The sequence below is a fragment of the Allomesorhizobium camelthorni genome, from assembly GCF_011045125.1.
In the GTDB taxonomy this organism is placed as follows: Bacteria; Pseudomonadota; Alphaproteobacteria; order Rhizobiales; family Rhizobiaceae; genus Allomesorhizobium; species Allomesorhizobium camelthorni.
The window spans coordinates 124660-144579 of the sequence record NZ_JAAKZF010000008.1; the positions used below are offsets into that span (position 1 = coordinate 124660).

The following is a 19920-nucleotide window of genomic DNA, read 5'->3' on the forward strand; positions in this document are numbered from 1 at the left end:
TTCAGGCGTTCAGTCACGCATTGTTTCCGCTTTTAATGCGGTTATTTCTTGGCGTTCTGATTGGCCACAGGCTCGCCCTTGACGCGTACATCTGAGATGGTCGCCCGCAGCGCGGTGACCTTCATGCCGCCGAGATCAACCTCGAGTTCGCTGTCGTCGATCACCTTGGTGACCTTGCCGACGAGGCCGCCGCCGGTGACGACCGTGTCGCCGCGCCGGATCGCCGCCAGCATCTCGCCGCGCTTCTTCAACTGCTGCCGCTGCGGCCGGATGATCAGGAAATACATGATCACGAAGATCAGGACGAAAGGCAGGATGCTGATGAAAACATCGGGGGTTGCGCCGATGCCCTGGGCGTATGCCGGTGTCACGAACATGAAAACTCCTGAAATATGAAGGCCGAAAACGGTCCCGCCAAAGTTGGCGGGAATATAGTCGCTGGAGCCCGCTTTGCAACCGCGCATGCGGCTCAATACGCGGCTTTTCCGGCAGGATTCAGCGTGTTAGAGCGTTGCCATCATGATTAGCCGGACCGCGGATCGCCAAATGAACGACAAGTCGCTCGAAACCCTGGCCGCCAAGCTCGACCTCCTGATCGAGGCGGTGACACGTCTGGCGCCTGGTAATGTGACGCCGACCGACCTGTCCACGGCCGACTGCTTCGTCTGGGCCGCCGATCCTGGCCTGCTTGAGCCCGTGCATCGGGTGAACCGCGTCGACATCGGGCTGATCCGCGGCGTCGACCGCGTCCGCGACATACTTCTGGACAATACCGAGCGCTTCGCGGCCGGCTTCCCCGCCAACAACGTGCTTTTGTGGGGCGCGCGCGGCATGGGAAAATCCTCGCTCGTAAAATCGGTGCATGCCGCGATCAACGCAGGGCGCAAGGATGCCGAGCCGCTGAAGCTGATCGAGATCCATCGCGAAGACATCGACACGCTGCCGAAGCTGATGGCGATCCTGAAAAACTCGCCGTTCCGTTTCATCCTGTTCTGCGACGACCTGTCGTTCGACCATGACGACACATCGTACAAATCGCTGAAGGCCGCGCTCGAGGGCGGCGTTGAAGGGCGACCGGCCAATGTCATCTTCTACGCTACGTCGAACCGGCGGCATCTCCTGCCGCGCGACATGATCGACAATGAGCGTTCGACGGCGATCAATCCGTCCGAAGCGGTCGAGGAGAAGGTCTCGCTGTCCGATCGGTTCGGCCTGTGGCTCGGCTTCCACAAATGCTCGCAGGACGACTATCTCGACATGATCGACGGCTATGTCCGCTATCACGGACTGGAGATCGATCCCGAACAGTTGCGTGCCGAGGCGCTGGAATGGGCGACGACCCGCGGCAGCCGCTCGGGCCGTGTCGCCTGGCAGTTCACGCAGGATCTCGCCGGCAGATTGGGCAAGCCGCTGCGGGATTGAGTAAATTTTTGTAGTTACATTATTGACCGTGGCCGCTTTGGGACTACATTACCCTTGAAGATCGTTTGGGATGAACGGAAGCGGACTGCCAATCTCGACAAACACAGGATGGATTTTGCCGATGTCGGAGCGTTCGACTGGGATCGAGCTGTAATCCTGGCCGGCAGGGCTGACCGCTTCGGCAAGCGACGATTGAAAGCCGTTGGGCATTATGAAGACCGCATAGCGGTAGTGATCTTCGCGATGCTCGGGTCGGAGGCCGTCTCGATCATCAGCTTCCGGCCGGCCAAAGCCAAAGAAAAGAAGGTGCTCGAATGACGAGAGCCAAGACGAAGAACCAGTATGAACCGGGGCGCGGCTACACCAGGGAGGATTGGGATTCAGTCGACAGCCCGGAACTAAGCGATGAAGAACTGGCTCAAATGAAGCCCGCTCGCGAAGTTCTTCCGCCGGAGTTCTTCAATGCGATCGAGGAACTACGCCGCTCGCGCGGCCGGCCGCCTGTCGAGACACCGAAGAAGCAGATCACATTGCGACTTGACCAGGACGTGATTGAAAAATTCCGCGGCACCGGGCGCGGATGGCAGTCGCGGATGAACGAGGCGCTGAAACGCGCGAAAATTTGAGCCTCGTGATCGTGCCCTGAAAAGCAAACGACCCGCCTTGTCGGGGCGGGTCGAACTGCGGGGCGGCTAGACGCGGGCCGGGGCCGATCTATTCCAGGAAGGTCGTCGGATCGACAGGCGCCGAGTTCTTGCGCACTTCGAAGTGCAGCTTCGGCGCATCCGTCGTGCCGCTCATGCCGGAGCGGGCGATTTCCTCGCCGCGCTTGACTTTCTGGCCGCGTGCCACTTTCAGCTCGCTGGCGTGGCCATAGACGGTCACCAGCCCATCCTCGTGACGGACGAGCACGGTGTTGCCGAACTCCTTGAGACCGTCGCCGGCATAGATGACGACGCCGTTCTCGGCGGCCTTGACCGGCGTTCCTTCCGGCACCTGGATGTCGATGCCGTCATTGGCCTTGCCCGCGCCCTTGCCGTAGCCCGAAATGACACGGCCGCGCACCGGCCAGCGCATGCGCCCGATGCCGGTGGCGTCGGGCGCCTCCTGGTCGGCCTGCTCGATCAGCTTCTCGGTCTTTCTGGGCGGCGTGTAGGCTGCCGGCTGGACTTGAGCCACTTCCTTGGCAGCGGCCGCCGTTCCCGTCGTCGTTTTATCGACAGCGGTCGGCGCCGGCGCTGCACTCGCGACAGCGCCACCGGCCGGGATAGTCAGCGTCTGGCCGATACGGATCAGGCCATCCTGCAGGCCATTGGCGGATTTGAGCGCCGTCACGCCGACGCCGGTCTTCCTGGCGATGCGCGAGAGCGTGTCGCCGGCCGCGACCGTATAGGTGCCGGGCGCGCTTGACGCCTTCGCCTCGCCGGTTGAAGCGGCGACCTGCGACGGAGTCTCGCCTTCCTTCACCTTCGGCGTATTCGGCAATACGGCGAGCTTGTCCTGCGGCGCGCCGGTCGGCGTCGGCACCTTGTTGGCAGGGATGTCGTATTTCGTACCGGTCGAGGATTTGGCGTCGGCGACGTTCGGGTTGCTGTCGGGCGCAGAAACCGGAGCCTTGGCGGAATAGACATAGGTCGGGATGATGACCTTCTGCCCGGCCTGCAGCCCGCTCTGGTCGTTCAGCCCGTTCACCTTCATGATGACGTTGGCCGGGATGCCGAAGCGGCGGGACAGATTATAGACCGTCTCGCCTTCCTTGGCTGTGATCTGCGTGCCGCCGGCCCGCGACCAGCCTTCCGGCTCGCCTTCAAGGCTCGCCATGACGGAATTTGTCTTTGGTTCGGCCTTGGCGACTGTTCCGGTTGGCGTCTGGTCGAGCTGGACAGTCGGCGCTATCGGCGCCGGCGCTGCGGCCGTGCGGACCGGCTTTGCCGAGGGAGCCGGAACGGTCGCCACCGGCGCGGGGAGCGGCTGTGAGGAGATCGGCGTCAGGCTGCCGCGCGTGACCGAACCAGTCTGCACAGGAGCTGCGGCGGGCGCCGGGGCCATCGCGACGTCGCCGGGGAACGGCTGATCCTGCTTGATGATCTGGCGCTGGTTGGGGGTCGAGGCGGTGAAGATGTCGTCGATGCCGCCACCGCCGAAGCGCGAGACCTGCTGGCTGCACCCCGCCGCCATGCCCGCCACCAGAAGGATGGCTGCACTGCGCGCCAGAGTGCGCTTGCTCGACCCGAAAACACTGAAACGCATCGCAATAACCCGCACAACTCAACACCGACTGGCATGATTAAAGCGCGTTAATGTTACTGGTCAGTTAAGCTTGAATAAAATCCGCATCCAATTGCAGCAAATCGAAAATCCTGCCGCAACAGCAGATCAGATGACCTTGGCGACGCCGCGCCCGATCGGCTGCAGCCTGACCGTGCCGATGTCCTCGCGCTCGAAGCGGCTGCCGATCTTGGTCAATCTCGCCAGCACCTGTTCGCCCTCTTCCGGGCCGATCGGCGCGATCATGATGCCGCCGCTCGATAGCTGGTCGACGAAGGTGCGGGGCAGGCTGTCGAAGGCGGACCACACCACGATTCGGTCGAAAGGCCCCTCGCCCGGCAGCCCGTTTGAGCCATCGGCCTGGCGCGGAAGCGCGTTGGAGATGCCGAGCGCCTCGAAGCGTTGGCGCGCCTGCTCGGTCAGCGTCTTGTAACGGTCGAGGGTGACGACGCGGCCGGCGAGCCTGGCCATGACGGCCGCCGTGTAGCCCGAGCCGGTGCCGATCTCCAGCACCCGGTTGCCCGGCTCGATCGCCAGCGCGGCGATCACCGCCGCCTGCAGATCCGCGCCCTCGATCGCCTCGCCGCATTCGATCGGCAACATGCGGTCGGACCAGGCGACGTCGTGATGCAGGTTGGAGAGGAAGCCGCGGCGCGGCGTCGCCTCGAAGGCGGCGATCATGTCCTTGGGCGCGATGCCGCGCCCGCGCAGCCGGAGAAGGAAGGCGGCGAAGCCTTCGCGCTCGTCGATCGCCTCGTTCATGCAAGGGCCTTCGTCAACTGGTCGCGCACTTCATAGGCCGTCAGGTCGAGCTTGAGCGGCGTGACTGAAACGCATTTGTTGAGCACGGCGTGAAGGTCGTCGCCTTCCCTCAGTTCCGGCGCTTCTCGGCCGAAGCGCAGCCAGTAGTAAGGCATGCCGCGGCCGTCGGCGCGCTGGTCGATCCACAGGCTGTGGACCAGCTTGCCCTGGTTGGTGACGCGCACCGCCTCGACCTCGTCGGGCGGGCAGTTGGGGAAATTGATGTTGAGGAAGGTGCCGGCCGGCAGGTCGACCGCGAGCAGCTTCTTGAGCAGTTCGGGCGCCAGCGTCTCGGCCGTCTCCCACGGCGTATCACGTCCCTCCTCCACGACCTTGTAAGCCTGGCTGACCGCCATCGAGCGGATGCCGAGCAGCGTTCCCTCCATCGCGCCGGCCACTGTGCCGGAATACGTCACGTCGTCGGCGAGGTTCGAGCCGGAATTGACGCCGGAGAGGATGAGGTCCGGCGGCTCCGGCATGATCTTGCGCACCGCCATGATGACGCAATCGGTCGGCGTGCCGCGCACCGCAAAGTGCTTTTCGCCGATCTTGCGCATCCTGAGAGGCTCCGACAGCGACAGCGAGTGCGCGAAGCCGGACTGGTCCGTCTCCGGCGCGACCACCCAGACGTCGTCGGAAATGGTCTTCGCTATGCGTTCAAGGACCGCGAGGCCTTCGGCGTGGATGCCGTCGTCATTGGTCAGGAGGATGCGCATCATTTCGCCCGTCCGATCTTTTCGAGCCCGCCCATATAGGGGCGCAGCACTTCAGGAATGGTTACGCTGCCGTCCTCGTTCTGGTAATTTTCCATGACGGCGATCAGCGCGCGGCCGACGGCGACGCCCGAGCCGTTCAGCGTATGGACGAAGCGGGTCTGCTTCTCGCCGGGCGCCTTGTAGCGGGCGTCCATGCGGCGGGCCTGGAAATCGCCGCAGACCGAGCAGGACGAGATCTCGCGATAGGCGTTCTGGCCGGGCAGCCACACTTCTATATCGTAGGTCTTGCGCGCGCCGAAACCCATGTCGCCGGTGCACAGCGTCATTGTGCGGAACGGCAGTTCCAGCCGCTTCAGCACTTCTTCGGCGCATTCCGTCATGCGTTCGTGTTCGGCGATCGAGGATTCGGCATCGGTAATCGAGACCAGCTCGACCTTGTAGAACTGGTGTTGGCGAAGCATGCCGCGCGTGTCGCGCCCGGCCGAGCCGGCTTCCGAGCGGAAGCAAGGCGTGAGAGCCGTCATGCGCAGCGGCAGTTTTTCCACCGGCGTGATTTCCTCGCGGACGAGATTGGTGAGCGGGACTTCGGCGGTGGGGATGAGGCCAAATCGTCGTGACAATGTAGGATATTTCCGTCGAATCTCTTCGATTTCCTCCAATTTTCCTGCAAGCATCTCCTTTGCTTGACGCACACCCTGGCGGGGACCTGTCACCATGTCTCCGAGGCTGGAAAGAAAATCTTCTTTTCCTAATTCAATTTGGCGGTTGATTGATTTCTGGATGCCTTCAGCGCTTTCCAGATTAGCTTCCATCATTTTTATAGTTGGAATCCACGACTTAATTTCCCCCTCCAAGGAGGCAATCTTTTCTGTAACAAACGTGGACGTCCAGAACAGATCGTCACCAAACTTAGGCAATTGGTTTGTTCCGAATAAAACCTCGTCGCGCACCATCAGCGGCGGCTGCACTTCCATGTAACCGTGTTCGGTCGTGTGCAGATCGAGCATGAACTGGCCGAGCGCGCGTTCGAGCCGTGCAAGCTGGCCTTTCAGCACCGTGAAGCGGCTGCCCGAAAGCTTTGCGGCGCGCTCGAAATCCATCAGGCCGAGCGCTTCGCCTAGTTCAAAATGCTCCTTCGGCTTGTTCCCCATGCGCGGCTGGCGGGCGGCGATCAGCTCCGCGCCCCATGAAAGCTTCTCGACATTGGCGTGCTCGTCTGCGCCGACCGGCACGTCGTCGAAGGGAACATTCGGGATCACCGCCAGCGCGTCGTTCAGCGCCTTGTCGAGTTCGCGCTCGCGCGCCTCGCCGTTCTGGATGAAGCTCTTGATCTCGGCGACCTCGGCCTTGAGCTGTTCGGCAAGGGCGGAATCGCCGGCGCGCATGGCATTGCCGATCTCACGCGAGGCGGCGTTGCGGCGCTCCTGCTTGACCTGCAATTCGCCGAGATGGGCGCGCCGCGCCTCATCCTTGAGGATCAGGTCGTCGACGGTCGCCTCAGCCTCCTCGGCTGACCACGAACGCTTCACCAGCGCCTGGACCAGGGTTTTCGGGTTCTCGCGAATCCATTTGATGTCGAGCATGAAGTCACCATTCGAAACGGCGGCGGAAGGCCGGTGCAGGGGGTAAACCGCATCCTTCGCCGATGCAAGACGGGCGCTGCGGACGGGTTGCATTTTGGGTGGATGCGGCCCGCTCGCAAATGCAGGAAAACGCTTTCCGCCCCGCAAGCGGGGATAACCGTGTCATCTCCGTTCGAACTCCCAAGCACACCTCTCCGTCACCACGCTGCGTTTCCGCCCTGGCTATTACAATAAGTCGGGAAGCGGGGCGCTTGGCCGAGCCTTCCGAAACTAAATACGTGGCGCGAACCCCGCGCCCCGCCGGCGATTTCTGTCCCCGTCCGTTCCAACTGCGCGGGGCCGGCTGTGACAACGCTTCGGCCCTTGCGGGCTTGGCGCCGTCGCGGCGATGGTTCTTCACCATCGCCTTCACCGGTCCCGCCTGTGTGCTCCTCCAGCACGCCGGGACCGTAGTGTCCCGAGGGGAACCACTGGACAGGGCCTCCCCGGTTCCATGGCTTCGTCGGCCATGGAACGGAGGCGCCGATCCTTCCCCGCTTTCGAACGACTCCGGAGCGTTCCCGCAGGAAGGACGACTGCGATTGTGCGGGAGAGGCGGGAAGTGTGAACAAATCCGGATGCGAAAATCTTCTCACCGGCTGTTATGCTATTGATCCGCAAGCGAGATTTTTGCTATCGGGGCTGAATGGAGGTGAATTCTATCCACGTTTGAGGGTCTCACGGTGCCCCCTCCACCACGCTTCACGTGGTCCCCCTCCCCGGTGAACGCGGGGCAAGATCATTCGGCGGCCGCAGCCCTACGATGCAGCCTGCGTTGAGGAGCTGGCGGATTCCTTTGCGGCGTCGGCCGCTTCTTTCTTCTCGCGCGCCACGCGTTCCTGCTCGCGCTTGCGCTCGACCATCCGGGCCATCCAGATGGAGACCTCGTAGAGGAGGATGGTCGGAAGGGCGAGGCCGATCTGGCTGACCGGGTCAGGCGGGGTGAGCACGGCGGCGACGACGAAGGCGATGACGATCGCCCATTTGCGCTTGTCGGCCAGCCCTTGCGAGGTGAGCAGTCCGACGCGCGCCATCAGCGTGGTCACCACCGGAAGCTGGAACACCAGGCCGAAGGAGAAGATCAGCGTCATGATGAGGCTGAGATATTCCGAGACCTTGGGCAGCAGCGAAATCTGCACCTCGCCGCCGGTCTGCTGCATGGCGAGGAAGAACCACATCACCATCGGCGTGAAGAAGAAATAGACCAGCGCTGCGCCAATCAGGAACAGGACCGGCGAAGCGATCAGGAACGGCAGGAAAGCGCCGCGCTCGTTCTTGTAAAGGCCGGGCGCGACGAATTTGTAGATTTGCGCGGCAATCAGCGGAAACGCCAGCACCATGCCGCCGAACATGGCCAGCTTGATCTGGGTGAAGAAGAATTCCTGCGGCGCGGTGTAGATGAGCTCGACCTGGCCGTCGCCTACGCCCGCCCACTCGACTGCCCATTTGAACGGGATGACGAGCAGGTTGAACAGCTCCTTGGCGAAGAAGAAGCACACCAGGAAGGCGATGAAAAAGCCGCCGATCGCCCACATCAGGCGCGAGCGCAGCTCGATCAGGTGGTCCATCAGCGGCGCCGATGACTTTTCGATCTCGTCGTCTTCCGGTGCGCTCACGAGGCGGTCCCTGCGGATTTTTTCTTCTTTTCCGCCGCCGGCTTGGCCGAAGCGGGTTTTGGCTGGGCGGGTTTTGCCGCAGCCTTGGGCTCGGCCGGCTTCGATGCGGGTTTGACAGCCTTTGCAGGCTTTGCCGGCGCCTTGGCCGGTTCAGGAGGTGCGGATGCTGCGGGCACAGGATCCGGCATTGCCGGAAACACCGGCTTCGAGGTCGGCATGGCCTCAGGGCCGGCGACACCCGGAATGCTGGTAGCCCCCGCCTTCAACGGTTCGGCCGCATGAGCCGCCGCTGCCGTGGGTCCGGCGGCGGGCTCGGCGGCTTTCGACGGCGCAGGCTTCATCGCGGAATCGAGGCCGGCGCGCACATCGGCCGCCGCCTTCTCGAACGGGTTCAGCTGCTTCTTGATCTCGGCCGCCGGGTTGAGGCCGCGCAGCGTGTCCACCGACTTCTTGACCTCGTCGAGCTCCGCCTCCTTCAGCGCCTCGTTGAACTGCTTCTGGAAGTCGCCCGCCATCGAACGCAGTTTCGCGGTCGTTTTGCCGAAGGTGCGCAGCATGCGCGGCAAATCCTTCGGGCCGACGACCACGATCATGACGATCGCGATCACGAGCATCTCGGTCCAGCCGATATCAAACATGGCTACTCAATCCGACCAGCGCAGAGATTAGAGATTAAGCGAGGCGCTAAGGCTCAGCTCTTGCTGGCTCTTTCCTTGGCCGCCTGGACGGTCTCGTCGGGGCGATGCTCGACGGTCTTGCCGTCGGCGGTCTTTGCGCCCTCGGCTTCGTCGTCGGACATGCCCTTCTTGAAGCTCTTGATGCCCTTGGCCATGTCGCCCATCAGCTCGGGGATCTTGCCGCGGCCGAACAGCAGCAGCACCACCACAAGCACGATGAGCCAGTGCCAGATTGAAAAGGAACCCATGATAACTCTCTCTCGAACGATTTCCTGAGACTGATCTATGCGTTTTCACGCTGTGTTTCAAACAGAAGTACGTCAGACTTCCGTGTCGAAAGCCAGATATCCTTCGCCCTGGCGGACAAAGCGCCGCAGCGTACCCGCGCGCGCACCGGCGTCTCCGCGCCGGGAACGGCAAGTTCCAGCAATTCCACGACGCCGAGATAGCGGCGCGAGAGGATGCGCGCCTGAGTGTCGCCCGCGGTTTCGCTAACGTCGAAGCCGGTCATGCGCACGGCGACGGTCAGATCGTCGCCCTCGGAAAAGCCCGTAGCGTCGACGCGACCGAGCGAGGTTTCGACCGCGCCGCCTATTACCCGCCCCTCGAACAGATTGAGCTCGGAGAAAAAGCCCGCGACGAAGAGGCTGGCGGGGTTGAGATAAAGGTCTTCGGCGCGGCCGGCCTGCACCAGCCTGCCGTCCCTGAGGAGCGCGATGCGGTCGGCCATGCGCATCGCCTCCTCCGCATCGTGGGTGACGACGATCGCGGTGGCCCGGCTTTCGCGCAGGATGGCCAGCGTTTCGGCCCGGACGGAATCCTTCAGCCGCGAATCCAGTCCGGAAAACGGCTCGTCCATGAGAAGAACCGCCGGGCGCGGCGCGAGCGCCCGGGCGAGCGCCACGCGTTGCTGCTCGCCGCCCGACAGGACATGCGGGTAAGAGCCGGCATAATCCTCCAGCCCAACCCGCGACAGGGCGATCAGCGCTTCCTTGCGCGCCTCCTCGCCCGACAGCGCGGTCAGCCCGAAGCGGACATTGTCGAGGATGGTCATGTGCGGAAAGAGCGCGAAATCCTGGAACACCAGGCCGATCGAGCGCTTTTCCGGCGGCAGGAAGACGGACGGACCGGCGATCTCGCGGTCGTTGAGGAGCACGCGGCCGGAAGTCTGGCTTTCTATGCCGGCGGCGATCCTGAGAAGCGTGGTCTTGCCCGAACCCGAGGGGCCGAGCAGGCAGAGAACCTCACCCGGTTCGGCCGAAAGCGTGACGCCGCGCAACGTATCGGCGCCAGGCCCGAAGGAATGGCTGATGTTTTCGAAGGCGAGCCGCGCGGCGAAGGTGACGCCGGCGGGGACGCGGCCGTGCTGGTGCAGATCCTGTGCGTTCAAACGAGAGACTCCCGGCATTTCAGCGCGAGATATAGCCCTGGAAGCGCCCGCCTTGCGGTCAATCATCCGTGACGCGGGGCGTCAGCAGGCCGAGCTCCTCGAGGTCGATGTCGGTCAGCGGGTCTTCGTCCTCGGTCAGCAGGTCCGGATCGGAAGGCGGCTGCGGAACGGAAAAGTTCGACGGCATGCGCGAGGACAACAGCCCCGCCCCTTTCAGCTCGTCCATTCCGGGCAGGTCGCGGATCTCTTCCAGCGCAAAATGGTCGAGAAATTTTTCGGTCGTGCCGTAGGTGACCGGGCGGCCCGGCGTGCGGCGCCTGCCGCGCATGCGCACCCACTCGGTTTCCAAGAGCGTGTCGAGCGTGCCCTTGGAGGTCTCGACGCCGCGAATGTCCTCGATCTCGGCGCGGGTTACGGGCTGATGGTAGGCGATAATCGCCAGCACTTCGAGCGCGGCCCGCGACAGCTTCTTCTGCTGGACGGCGTCGCGGCTCATCAGGAAGGCGAGATCGCCGGCGGTGCGGAAGGCCCAAGCGTCACCGACGCGCACCAGATTGACGCCGCGGCGCTGATAGATCTGCTGCAGCTCGGCCATGGCGGCGGCGATGTTGACGCCGTCGGGCAGGCGCTGGGCGAGCTGCTTTTCGCTGACCGGCTCGGCGCTGGCGAAGACGATGGCTTCGGCCATGCGTACGGCTTCGGCGAGGTGCAGGCGCTCGGCGGGGTTCATGTCGGCCACATCCGAAAGGAACTGGATCACCGTTGCGTTTGCGCTGTCGTTCATGACGCTGCCTCGGCTGTCTTTGCGGCATTTTGGCGATTGCGCAGGTAGAGCGGCGCGAACGCCTCCTGCTGACGCATCTCGATCGCGCCCTCGCGCACCAGTTCGAGCGTTGCGGCAAACGAGCTGGCGATGGCGGTGGAGCGCTCCTCGGCGCTGGTGAGATATTGCGTCAGGAACTGGTCGAGCGCGGTCCAGTCGCGGAACTCGCCGATCAGGCGGATGAGGATGTCGCGCGCCTCCTTGAGCGACCAGACGCCGCGCTTGGCGATGCGCACATTGGTGATCGCCTGGCGCTGGCGCTGCACCGCATAGGCGGTCAGGAGGTCGTAGAGCGACGCCGAATATTCGTTGCGCTTCTCGACGATGACCATTTCGGGCATGCCGCGCGCGAAGACATCGCGGCCGAGCCGGTTGCGGTTGACGAGGCGGGCGGCCGCGTCGCGCATGGCTTCGAGCCGCTTCAGGCGGAACTGCAGCACGGCGGCCAGTTCCTCGCCGCTTTCGCCGTCGTCGCCCGGCTGCTTGGGGATAAGGAGCTTGGATTTAAGGTAGGCCAGCCACGCCGCCATGACGAGGTAATCTGCCGCGAGTTCAAGCCGGATGGCGCGGGCGCTGTCGACGAATTTCAGATACTGCTCGGCCAGCGCCAGGATGGAAATGCGCGCGAGGTCGACCTTCTGGTTGCGCGCAAGATGCAGGAGAAGATCAAGCGGGCCTTCGAAACCGGCAACGTCGATGAGCAGCGCCGGCTCGGAAACGCCGCGCGCGTTCTCGTCCTCCGCCCAGAGGCGGTCCATCGGCGCGGGCTTCCCTGCCCGTTTATCCAGCGCTTCCGGCAATTGCTGCCTGCTTCCTTTGGTTTATGCCACGGCCTCGAAGTAAGTCGCGAATTCGGCGCGGATTTCGGCCTCGTCGGCCTGGTCGCGCTCCCCGATGCAGTTAAGCGCCCGCTCGGCCCGTTCCAGCGTCCTGCCCTCAAGCCCAGTGGTGCGCGAGGCGATCCCCGCCATCTCCTCCATCACCCCGTTGCAGTGAAGGACGATATCGACGCCGGCCGCAAGGATCGCGGCTGCTTTCGACGGGAAATCCCCAGAAAGCGCCTTCATCGAAGTGTCGTCGCTGATGAGCAGCCCGTCGAAGCCGATCTCGCCGCGGATGATCTCGTCGACGACCCTGCCGGACGTCGTGGCCGGATTGTCCGGATCGACCGCGGCGTAAACGACATGGGCGGTCATCGCCATCGGCAGATGGCTGAGTTCCCTAAACGGGGGGAAATCGTGCCGCTGCAGGTCGCTCAGCGAGGCGTTGACGATTGGCAGTTCGAAATGGGTGTCGGCGAATGCGCGCCCGTGGCCGGGTATGTGCTTCATGACGGGCAGCACCCCGCCCGCCATCAGCCCTTCGGCCGACGCCTTGCCGAGCGCGGTGACGCTATTCGGTTCCTTGCCATAGGCGCGCGCGCCGATGACGTCGCTGGCCCCTTCGATCGGCACGTCGAGCACCGGCAGGCAATCCACCGTGATGCCGAGTTTCAGGAGATCGAAGGCGTGCAGGCGGGCAAGCAGCCATGCCGCGCGCTCGCCAGCATCGTGATCGTCGCGCCAGAGTGCGCCAAGGGCGGCGCCAGCGGGGTAGTTTGGAGCCAGTGGCGGACGGATCCGCTGCACGCGCCCGCCCTCCTGGTCGATGAAAACCGGCGCGCCGGGACGGCCGACGCAATCGCGCATTTCGTCAACGAGGTCGCGGATCTGCTCGGTTTCGCTGATGTTGCGCGCGAACAGGATGAAGCCCCATGGGCATTCGCCGCGATAGAACCGGATTTCCTCGCGGCTGAGCGATTTCCCGGCGCAGCCGAGGATCATGGATTTTGATTCGGTCATGAGGTCAAGACTAGCGCGTCAATGCGTCGGTTGAAAAGAAAACCGGCCCGGCAGAGATGCCGCGCCGGTTTGATTACGCTGGTGCAGGCGCGGCTTACTTCGAGACGAAGCAGTTGCCGCCCGCGGATTTGTAGCTTTCGCAAAGCTTGATGGCGTCGCTGCGGCTGCCGGCGGGAACCCGCACGCGCCAGAAGGTGCCCTTCCCGGCGATCTCGGCCTTGACGATGTTGGCCTGATGCCCCTCGAGCACGCTTCCGTAGCGGCGCAGCAAATCCTGGTAGGACGACTGCGCAGCGGCTTCGCTCGGCTGCGAGGCGATCTGCATCGACCAGGCGCCGTTGGCGCCGGAGGGCGCGCTGAGCGCGGCGACCTTGTCGGCCTTTACCTCGCCGACGATGTCGACCGGCTGGTCGGAAGGCCGCGCCGGAGCGAGCGGAACGGAGTTGGGCGTTGCAGACGCGGCCGTTTCGGCGACAGGCGCTGCTGCTTCCGCCGGTGCTTGCGGAGCGTTTGCCGCAGGCGCGGCTGCGGCGGCATTCTCGGCGGGCGGGACCGTTCCGGTTGCTTCCGTGGTCGACGGAGCCGGCTCTGTCGCGTTTGCATTAGCAGCCGGTGCAGGGGCAGCTTTCGGAGCTTCGGCGACCGGCTCTTCGCGAGGAACCAGCGTGCCGTCGGCCTTGACGATCATCGTGCGGACCTTGCGCGGGGCAACCGCGGCGACCTCGACGCTGTCGTCGATGCCGGACTCCTGCAGCACCTGCGCGATGCGGTCCTCGGACTTCGCCGGAGGCGTCACCCCGGGCAGATCGGAGGATGCTGTCTGCGGCAGGGAATCCGCAGGAGCTGGCTGGGGCAGATCGATGCCTGCAAGTGTATCCGCGATCTCATCAGACTGGGCGGCGGGGGCCTCCGCTTCGGCCGTCTCGGTCGGAACCTCCGCATCGGCCGGCGCGGCGGGAGCCGCCTCGACCATGCGCGGCTCGGGCGCGGGCACGTCGATCGGCTCTTCGGCGCTGGTCAGAAGTTTCTCCTGCTTAGGCTGCGCAGCGTCACCGGAGCCGGCGACACGGTCATAGACCGCCTTGTCCTGGTTCGGCACGGTCGTGCCGCCCGGGTTTTCCGGCCTGACCTTGATCGGCTCGGCATCGGCCTTGACGATGGCGGGGGTATCCGAACCGCCCTCGCCGAAGGACATGGCGAAAGCGCCGAGGCCGCCGAGAACCGCGACGCCGCCGACGATGGCCGCCACCAGCATGCCGCGCCTTTGCGGTTGCTCGCGCGTCGCCGTGCCATATTCAGGCACGGACATTTCTTCATCGAGATCGGGGTCGTAGTCGTCCACGGCGAACTGATCCTGGGCGACGGGTTCGCTGCCGGGCACGTAATCGGTATCGCGCTGGCCGGCGTCTGTCGCCGAACCGTAGGCGGCATGCGACGCGCCGGCAAAGGCGGCTCCGCCCGCGAGGCCAGCGGCGAATGCCGCCGGACCGGCATGGCTGGAAACCGGATGCGGCTGTTCCTGCCGCGCAAAGGCGCGCTCGAACTCGGCCGCATAATCGTCGGCTTGATGATAGGCCGGCGCCGGTGCGGGGGCAGCTTTCTCCGGCGCATTGATATCGCTGAGCAGGCCGGCAAATTCGGCGTCCAAATCGTCGTAGACGGCCGGCGGCACATTCTCTTCGGCGGCGAGCTCCGGGATGTCGAGGTCGTCGGCAAGCGCTACGGCATGCTCCGGCACGTCGATTGTTTCGATGTCGGGGAAATCCTCATAGGCAGAGGGGGCGTAGTCCGCCTCGCCGTCGTCCTGCGCTGCAGCCGCCTCATATTCGGCCGGCGCTTCCACGACCGGCTGGGGCTCTTCGCGCCGCCATGACGCCGTCGGCTCGGCTCGGCGCATCGAAGCGGTCAGGGCAGCAAGGGCGGCGTAGGGATCCTCGTCTTCCTTCGCCACGGGCTGTTCCGCTTCCTGCCACGCCGGGGCGGCGCTGTCTTCGGCTCCATGCACAACCGGCTCGTCATCAGCGATCCCGTTGGAGATCGCCGCATCGAACGCTTCGTCGTCGAATTCGAGGTTGAGGTCGACATCCAGATCTGCGGCTTCGGTGGCATAATCGGCTTCGGCCACGTACTCAGCCGTTTCCTCGGCTTCAGCATAAGCGGGCTGCTCGTCCTGCTCGTCGCTGTCGAAATCGGCAAGATCGGATGAAACGGCTTCTTCAAGCGGGAGATCGTCTTCCGAAACGGATGAAACCTGCAGATCTGCCGGCTCGGCCGCATCGAACGCCCAGTTCACGGCGTCGAGATCATCCGCCAGATCGTCGAGCAACTCTTCGGTGCTTTCCGCGGCGACAGGCTCGGCTGCGGGAAGGTCAGCAACTGCCTCGACCGCTGGAATTTCCGCAATAGCCTCGGCGGCGGGAACCTCGGCAACCGCATGCTTGCGCTCAGGCATATTGCCGAGAAGCGCGTTGAGTTCGTCTTCGAGGCTGAGTTCATCTTGCTCCTCGACGGGCCCGCCGAGATCCGGCTCGGCCAGCGCTTCCGCCTCGCCCTCTTCATCCAGCCGGAACTGAAGCTCGCTGTCGAGATCGCCGTCGTCAGCATCCGGGGCATGCTCGTCGACTGCGGCTCGCATCGCCGAGAAATCCATGTCGACTTCGGCCAGCGCTCTGTCGAACTCGTCGACAAACGGCTCGTCCGATGCTTGCGCGGCCGAGGGCTGAACCGGAAGCGGCTCGCCGGCAACGTAAGGAGCGTCCTCGTCGGCTTCCAGATCCCAGCTTTCATCGCCGAGCGATTCCTGGTCTTCGGCAGGCTCATCCTGAACCGCGGGTTGAGCGTCCATAGGCGACGCGGCATCGCGCGCGAGTTCTTCATCCAGCGCCTCATCGAAAGCGAAGTCGGGCGCTTCAGCGGGTGCTTCGAACGGCTCCGCCTCAGCGGAGGTTTCGAATGCCGCCGCTTCCGCTGCGGGTTGGAAAGCCTCTGCTTCGGCGGCGGTTTCCGGCAGTTCGGCAGCTGGCGCCATCTCGCTGTCGGCGACAAACGCCTCGTCGGTGACAGCATCATCATAGGCTTCGACAGGCGGCGCTTCGGCTGCGACCCGATCGTCCGCATCGGACGCCATGAAATCATCAGCGAGCGAAAACTCTTCCTCGAAGGCGGCCGCAACCTGCTCTTCCGCTTCATCGGGCTCCGGCAACGCGGGATCATCCTGGAGAGAGGCCGCCAACTCGTCTTCGAACGCGGCGATCTCGAACGAAGCTTCGTCCAGTTCGGCTGAGGCCGTTGCATCCAGCGCCGCCGGCTCGGAGGTGTCCTGGTAGGGTTGGTCGGCCGTGCCCTGGTAAGGCTGGAAGGCAGCCTCGACGTCCGGCGCGGCCTCTTCGGCCTCCAGTTCGCCCATCAACTCCTTCTCGAGATCGATACCGAAATCGTCGTCGCCGGCAACCGCCTCGGCGGAGTCTTGCGCAGGCTCGGCTGCGGGCTGCTGCCGCACCGGCTGGCGCGGGTCGAAGCCCATGATCCTGGTCAGTTCCGCGAACGGATCGTCGTTGGGAAGATCGTTGTGATCGGCGATTCTCAGATGGTTTCTCTCTGCCATTCTCTGTCCCGAACTCGCACATAATCGGACGCTGTCAACGTCGCGTAAGGTTGGCCCTTACCAGCGCAATGTGGGCAAAAGGTGACAGGTTTTTCCCGCAAAACCTAGCGCATTTCGGTGGGGGCTTCGGCCCCGATCAGCGCCAGGCCGGACGTCAAAACATCCGCTACGGCCTGCACCAGCCCGAGTCTGGCATAGGTCAATTGTCGGTCGGTAACCTTAACAAATCGTAAGTCGGGATTTTCGGTGCCGCGGTTCCAGTGGCCGTGAAAACTGCTCGCCAGATCATAGAGATAGAATGCCAGCCGGTGCGGCTCGTGGGCCAGCGCGGCGGACTCGATCAGGCGCGGATATTCGGCGAGCTTCCTGATCAGCGCGATTTCGCTTTCATCCGTCAGCCGGGAGGCCTCTTTGCTCAGCGACTGGCGATCGAACGCCGCCTCGCCGAGCTGCTCCCGGGCCTGACGGAACACGGAATGGCACCGCGCCGAAGCGTATTGCACGTAGAAGACGGGGTTGTCCTTCGACTGCTCCGTGACTTTGGCGAAGTCGAAGTCCAGCGGAGCGTCGTTCTTGCGGTAGAGCATCATGAAGCGGATAGGGTCGCGCCCGACCTCCTCCACCACTTCGCGCAGCGTGATGAACTCGCCCGAGCGCTTGGACATGCGCACCGGCTCGCCATGGCGGTAGAGCCTGACCAGTTGGCAGAGCAGCACCGTCATCTTCAGCCTACCGCCGGACACAGCCTTGGCCAGCGCCTCCATGCGCTTGACGTAGCCGCCATGGTCGGCGCCGAGAATGAAGATCGTCTCGTCGAAGCCGCGCGCGAACTTGTCCTCAAGATAGGCGACATCGGCGGCGAAATAGGTGAACTGCCCGTCGGACTTGACCAGCGGCCGGTCCATGTCGTCGCCAACCGCGGTTGAGCGGAACAGCGTCTGCTCGCGGTCTTCCCAGTCGTCCGGCTTGTCGCCCTTGGGCGGCGGCAGGGTGCCCTTGTAGATGTGGCCCTTGAGGGTCAGGTCGGTGATGGCCGCCCGGATGGCCTGCGCGTTGTTGGCGTGCAGAGTGCGCTCAGAGAAGAACACCTCATGATGAACGTTGAGCAACGCCAGATCCTCGCGGATCATCGCCATCATCGCGTCGACGGTGCGGTCCTTGACCAGCGCCACCGCCTCTTCGTCGGGCATCTGCAGCAGGCTGCGGCCGAACTCGGCGGCCAGCGCCTGGCCGACGGGCACAAGATAATCGCCGGGGTAGAGACCGGCCGGAATCTCTCCGATGTCATCGCCGAGCGCTTCGCGGTAGCGCAGCATGGCCGAGCGCGCCAGAACGTCGATCTGCGCGCCGGCGTCGTTTATGTAATATTCCTTGGTGACGTCGAAGCCGGCGAAGGAAAGCAAATTGGCCAGCGCGTCGCCGACGACGGCGCCGCGGCAATGGCCGACATGCATCGGGCCGGTCGGGTTGGCCGAGACATATTCGACATTGACCTTGTTGCCCTTGCCCAGGTTCGATCGGCCGTAATCGGCGCCGCTGCCGAGCAGCGCCGCCAGATGCGCCTGCCAGTAGCGGTCGTTGAGCCGGAGATTGACGAAGCCCGGTCCGGCGACCTCGACGGCAGCAATGTCGGCGTCGGCCCGCAGGGCCTCGGCGATCTTTTCAGCCAGCGCGCGCGGATTCTGGCCGGTCGGCTTGGCCAGCACCATCGCGGCGTTGGTCGCCAGATCACCATGAGTGGCGTCGCGCGGCGGCTCTACCGTGATCCTGGAAAGATCGGCGCTGCCGCCGTCTTTGTCTTTCAGATCAAGCACTTCAACTGCTTTGATGATCCGATCGTTGAAATCGGCGAAGATGTTCATTGCTGCTTACTCTGGAAACTTTGGCCACGAGCCAAAGGCCGCGCCGGAAAACCGGCCCGCCCTAGCTTAAATCCGGCGTGTGGTCAAACAGCCGCCGGTGCTCCTTGAGAGCATAGGTGTCAGTCATGCCGGCAAGGAAATCCGCGACATGGCGCGCCTTGACCCGGTCGCTGGCCCGGTCCAGCCCTTCGCGCCAACCCTCCGGCATGGCGCGCGGATCGGCGAAATAGGCGTCAAAGAGCTGGCGCACGATCAGGTCGGCATCCTCCCTCACGCGCAAGACCTCGTCGTGGCGGTACATGTTCTTGTAGAGGAACGCCTTCAGCTCCTTCTCCGCGGGGATCATGTCGGCCGAGAAAGTGACGATCGTTCTCCCCGCGCCGCGGACCTCGTCGGGGCTTTGCGGCTTCAGCTCCGCCAGCCTGGCGCCGGCGGTCGAGATTACATCTTCGACCATGATGGTGATCTGCCGGCGCATGAGTTCGTGGCCGGTCCTGACTGGATCGAGCGCCGGATAGCGTTCGCGCACGCCCCGCAGGATGCCGGCCGGCAGCGACACCTCTTCCAGCATATCGAGCGTAAGCAGGCCGGCGCGCAAGCCGTCGTCTATGTCGTGGGTGTTGTAGGCGATATCGTCGGCTATGGCCGCGCATTGCGCCTCGAGGCCGGCGAAGCGGTCGAGCTCAAGATCGTGCAGCTCGGAATAATCGAGGATCGCCTGCGGCACGGGGCCGTTCAGGCCCCTGCCCTTCGCATCGGTCAGCGGGCCATTGTGCTTGACCAGACCTTCCAGCGTCTCCCAGGTCAGGTTCAGCCCGTCGAATTCGGCGTAGCGGCGCTCCAGCTTGGTCACCACGCGCAGCGACTGGGCGTTGTGGTCGAAGCCGCCCCATTTCGCCATTTTTTCGTTGAGGGCGTCCTCGCCGGTATGGCCGAAGGGCGTGTGGCCGAAATCGTGGACCAGCGCCACCGCTTCGGCCAGATCCTCGTCGCAGCGCAGCGCCCTGGCCAAAGCGCGGGCGATCTGCGCGACCTCGATCGTGTGGGTGAGCCGGGTTCGGTAGTGGTCGCTTTCATGCGCCACGAACACCTGCGTCTTGTGTTTCAGGCGGCGAAAGGCGGTCGAGTGGATGATGCGGTCGCGGTCGCGCTGGAACGGCGTGCGGGTCGGGCTTTCCACCTCCGGTGCGAAGCGGCCGCGCGACTGCGCCGGGTCGGCGGCATAGGGCGCGCGCGGACGGTAGCCGAAGCCGATGTCGCCAAGCTGGTTCGCCATGG

Annotated in this window: 18 protein-coding genes; 3 read left to right on the forward strand and 15 right to left on the reverse strand. The window is 64.2% G+C overall.

The annotated features are described in order from the left end of the window. Positions 1 to 41: 41 nt before the first annotated feature. Positions 42 to 377 carry a preprotein translocase subunit YajC gene (yajC, locus tag G6N73_RS09395; RefSeq protein ID WP_165026524.1) on the reverse strand — a complete coding sequence of 112 codons (336 nt, stop codon included), beginning with the start codon at positions 375 to 377 and terminating at the stop codon, positions 42 to 44. Between the two features lie 169 nt (positions 378 to 546). Here yajC and G6N73_RS09400 point away from each other — a divergent pair, with 169 nt between their 5' ends. The 3 genes from G6N73_RS09400 to G6N73_RS09410 are packed head-to-tail and all read left to right on the forward strand — an operon-like array spanning position 547 to position 2048. Next, complete coding sequence (locus G6N73_RS09400; protein WP_165026527.1) at positions 547 to 1422, forward strand: ATP-binding protein; 876 nt, start codon at positions 547 to 549, stop codon at positions 1420 to 1422. Between the two features lie 54 nt (positions 1423 to 1476). Beyond that, entirely contained in the window at positions 1477 to 1740 is a 264-nt protein-coding gene (locus tag G6N73_RS09405; RefSeq protein ID WP_165026529.1) for a BrnT family toxin, read from the forward strand. Further along, positions 1737 to 2048 (forward strand): BrnA antitoxin family protein, encoded by a 312-nt coding sequence (locus G6N73_RS09410; protein WP_165026531.1) that lies wholly within the window; start codon positions 1737 to 1739, stop codon positions 2046 to 2048. The genes G6N73_RS09405 and G6N73_RS09410 overlap by 4 nt, the downstream gene beginning before the upstream one ends. 88 nt (positions 2049 to 2136) lie before the next feature. Here G6N73_RS09410 and G6N73_RS09415 read toward each other — a convergent pair whose 3' ends face one another. The 14 genes from G6N73_RS09415 to G6N73_RS09480 all read right to left on the reverse strand — a co-directional run bounded on the left by G6N73_RS09415 (position 2137) and on the right by G6N73_RS09480 (position 19918). Continuing rightward, positions 2137 to 3672, reverse strand: coding sequence for a peptidoglycan DD-metalloendopeptidase family protein (locus tag G6N73_RS09415; protein WP_165026532.1), 1536 nt, complete (start codon positions 3670 to 3672; stop codon positions 2137 to 2139). 126 nt (positions 3673 to 3798) lie between these two features. Then, on the reverse strand, positions 3799 to 4452 hold the full coding sequence (locus G6N73_RS09420) for a protein-L-isoaspartate(D-aspartate) O-methyltransferase (RefSeq protein WP_165026534.1): 654 nt from the start codon (positions 4450 to 4452) through the stop codon (positions 3799 to 3801). Then, complete coding sequence (gene surE, locus G6N73_RS09425; protein WP_165026718.1) at positions 4449 to 5207, reverse strand: 5'/3'-nucleotidase SurE; 759 nt, start codon at positions 5205 to 5207, stop codon at positions 4449 to 4451. Before surE ends, G6N73_RS09420 begins: the two co-directional genes overlap by 4 nt. Then, on the reverse strand, positions 5207 to 6790 hold the full coding sequence (gene serS / locus G6N73_RS09430) for a serine--tRNA ligase (protein ID WP_165026536.1): 1584 nt from the start codon (positions 6788 to 6790) through the stop codon (positions 5207 to 5209). The genes surE and serS overlap by 1 nt, the downstream gene beginning before the upstream one ends. A gap of 797 nt (positions 6791 to 7587) precedes the next feature. Beyond that, positions 7588 to 8397, reverse strand: a complete 810-nt coding sequence (gene tatC, locus G6N73_RS09435) for a twin-arginine translocase subunit TatC (RefSeq protein ID WP_165026720.1) — start codon at positions 8395 to 8397, stop codon at positions 7588 to 7590. 44 nt (positions 8398 to 8441) lie between these two features. Continuing rightward, positions 8442 to 9083 carry a Sec-independent protein translocase protein TatB gene (gene tatB / locus G6N73_RS09440; protein WP_165026538.1) on the reverse strand — a complete coding sequence of 214 codons (642 nt, stop codon included), beginning with the start codon at positions 9081 to 9083 and terminating at the stop codon, positions 8442 to 8444. 53 nt (positions 9084 to 9136) lie between these two features. Further along, positions 9137 to 9370: a twin-arginine translocase TatA/TatE family subunit gene (locus G6N73_RS09445; protein ID WP_008838168.1), complete on the reverse strand. Its 234-nt coding sequence runs from the start codon at positions 9368 to 9370 to the stop codon at positions 9137 to 9139. Positions 9371 to 9405: 35 nt separating this feature from the next. Further along, positions 9406 to 10530 carry an ABC transporter ATP-binding protein gene (locus G6N73_RS09450; RefSeq protein ID WP_165026540.1) on the reverse strand — a complete coding sequence of 375 codons (1125 nt, stop codon included), beginning with the start codon at positions 10528 to 10530 and terminating at the stop codon, positions 9406 to 9408. Between the two features lie 40 nt (positions 10531 to 10570). Continuing rightward, positions 10571 to 11296 (reverse strand): SMC-Scp complex subunit ScpB, encoded by a 726-nt coding sequence (scpB, locus tag G6N73_RS09455; protein WP_165026542.1) that lies wholly within the window; start codon positions 11294 to 11296, stop codon positions 10571 to 10573. After that, on the reverse strand, positions 11293 to 12093 hold the full coding sequence (locus G6N73_RS09460; RefSeq protein WP_165026545.1) for a segregation and condensation protein A: 801 nt from the start codon (positions 12091 to 12093) through the stop codon (positions 11293 to 11295). The genes scpB and G6N73_RS09460 overlap by 4 nt, the downstream gene beginning before the upstream one ends. A 63-nt stretch (positions 12094 to 12156) precedes the next feature. Beyond that, the gene (gene nagZ / locus G6N73_RS09465) at positions 12157 to 13176 is read right to left on the reverse strand and encodes a beta-N-acetylhexosaminidase (RefSeq protein ID WP_165026548.1); all 1020 of its coding nucleotides are present in this window, start codon (positions 13174 to 13176) and stop codon (positions 12157 to 12159) included. A gap of 94 nt (positions 13177 to 13270) precedes the next feature. Further along, a complete protein-coding gene (locus tag G6N73_RS09470; protein ID WP_165026551.1) occupies positions 13271 to 16780 on the reverse strand; it encodes an SPOR domain-containing protein in 3510 nt (1169 codons plus the stop codon). Positions 16781 to 16884: 104 nt separating this feature from the next. Next, positions 16885 to 18642, reverse strand: coding sequence for an arginine--tRNA ligase (argS, locus tag G6N73_RS09475; protein WP_165026553.1), 1758 nt, complete (start codon positions 18640 to 18642; stop codon positions 16885 to 16887). Positions 18643 to 18703: 61 nt separating this feature from the next. After that, the gene (locus G6N73_RS09480) at positions 18704 to 19918 is read right to left on the reverse strand and encodes a deoxyguanosinetriphosphate triphosphohydrolase (RefSeq protein ID WP_165026556.1); all 1215 of its coding nucleotides are present in this window, start codon (positions 19916 to 19918) and stop codon (positions 18704 to 18706) included. Between the last annotated feature and the right edge of the window lie 2 nt (positions 19919 to 19920).

Bases quoted from the DNA above. Each gene is read 5' to 3' on its own strand.
- G6N73_RS09445 (WP_008838168.1), bottom strand. From the start codon at position 9,370: ATGGGTTCCTTTTCAATCTGGCACTGGCTCATCGTGCTTGTGGTGGTG.
- argS (WP_165026553.1), bottom strand. From the start codon at position 18,642: ATGAACATCTTCGCCGATTTCAACGATCGGATCATCAAAGCAGTTGAA.
- tatC (WP_165026720.1), bottom strand. From the start codon at position 8,397: ATGGACCACCTGATCGAGCTGCGCTCGCGCCTGATGTGGGCGATCGGC.
- G6N73_RS09460 (WP_165026545.1), bottom strand. From the start codon at position 12,093: ATGGACCGCCTCTGGGCGGAGGACGAGAACGCGCGCGGCGTTTCCGAG.
- tatB (WP_165026538.1), bottom strand. From the start codon at position 9,083: ATGTTTGATATCGGCTGGACCGAGATGCTCGTGATCGCGATCGTCATG.
- G6N73_RS09400 (WP_165026527.1), top strand. From the start codon at position 547: ATGAACGACAAGTCGCTCGAAACCCTGGCCGCCAAGCTCGACCTCCTG.
- G6N73_RS09450 (WP_165026540.1), bottom strand. From the start codon at position 10,530: ATGCCGGGAGTCTCTCGTTTGAACGCACAGGATCTGCACCAGCACGGC.
- G6N73_RS09420 (WP_165026534.1), bottom strand. From the start codon at position 4,452: ATGAACGAGGCGATCGACGAGCGCGAAGGCTTCGCCGCCTTCCTTCTC.
- scpB (WP_165026542.1), bottom strand. From the start codon at position 11,296: ATGAACGACAGCGCAAACGCAACGGTGATCCAGTTCCTTTCGGATGTG.
- G6N73_RS09480 (WP_165026556.1), bottom strand. From the start codon at position 19,918: ATGGCGAACCAGCTTGGCGACATCGGCTTCGGCTACCGTCCGCGCGCG.
- G6N73_RS09470 (WP_165026551.1), bottom strand. From the start codon at position 16,780: ATGGCAGAGAGAAACCATCTGAGAATCGCCGATCACAACGATCTTCCC.
- G6N73_RS09410 (WP_165026531.1), top strand. From the start codon at position 1,737: ATGACGAGAGCCAAGACGAAGAACCAGTATGAACCGGGGCGCGGCTAC.
- surE (WP_165026718.1), bottom strand. From the start codon at position 5,207: ATGCGCATCCTCCTGACCAATGACGACGGCATCCACGCCGAAGGCCTC.
- G6N73_RS09415 (WP_165026532.1), bottom strand. From the start codon at position 3,672: ATGCGTTTCAGTGTTTTCGGGTCGAGCAAGCGCACTCTGGCGCGCAGT.
- serS (WP_165026536.1), bottom strand. From the start codon at position 6,790: ATGCTCGACATCAAATGGATTCGCGAGAACCCGAAAACCCTGGTCCAG.
- yajC (WP_165026524.1), bottom strand. From the start codon at position 377: ATGTTCGTGACACCGGCATACGCCCAGGGCATCGGCGCAACCCCCGAT.
- nagZ (WP_165026548.1), bottom strand. From the start codon at position 13,176: ATGACCGAATCAAAATCCATGATCCTCGGCTGCGCCGGGAAATCGCTC.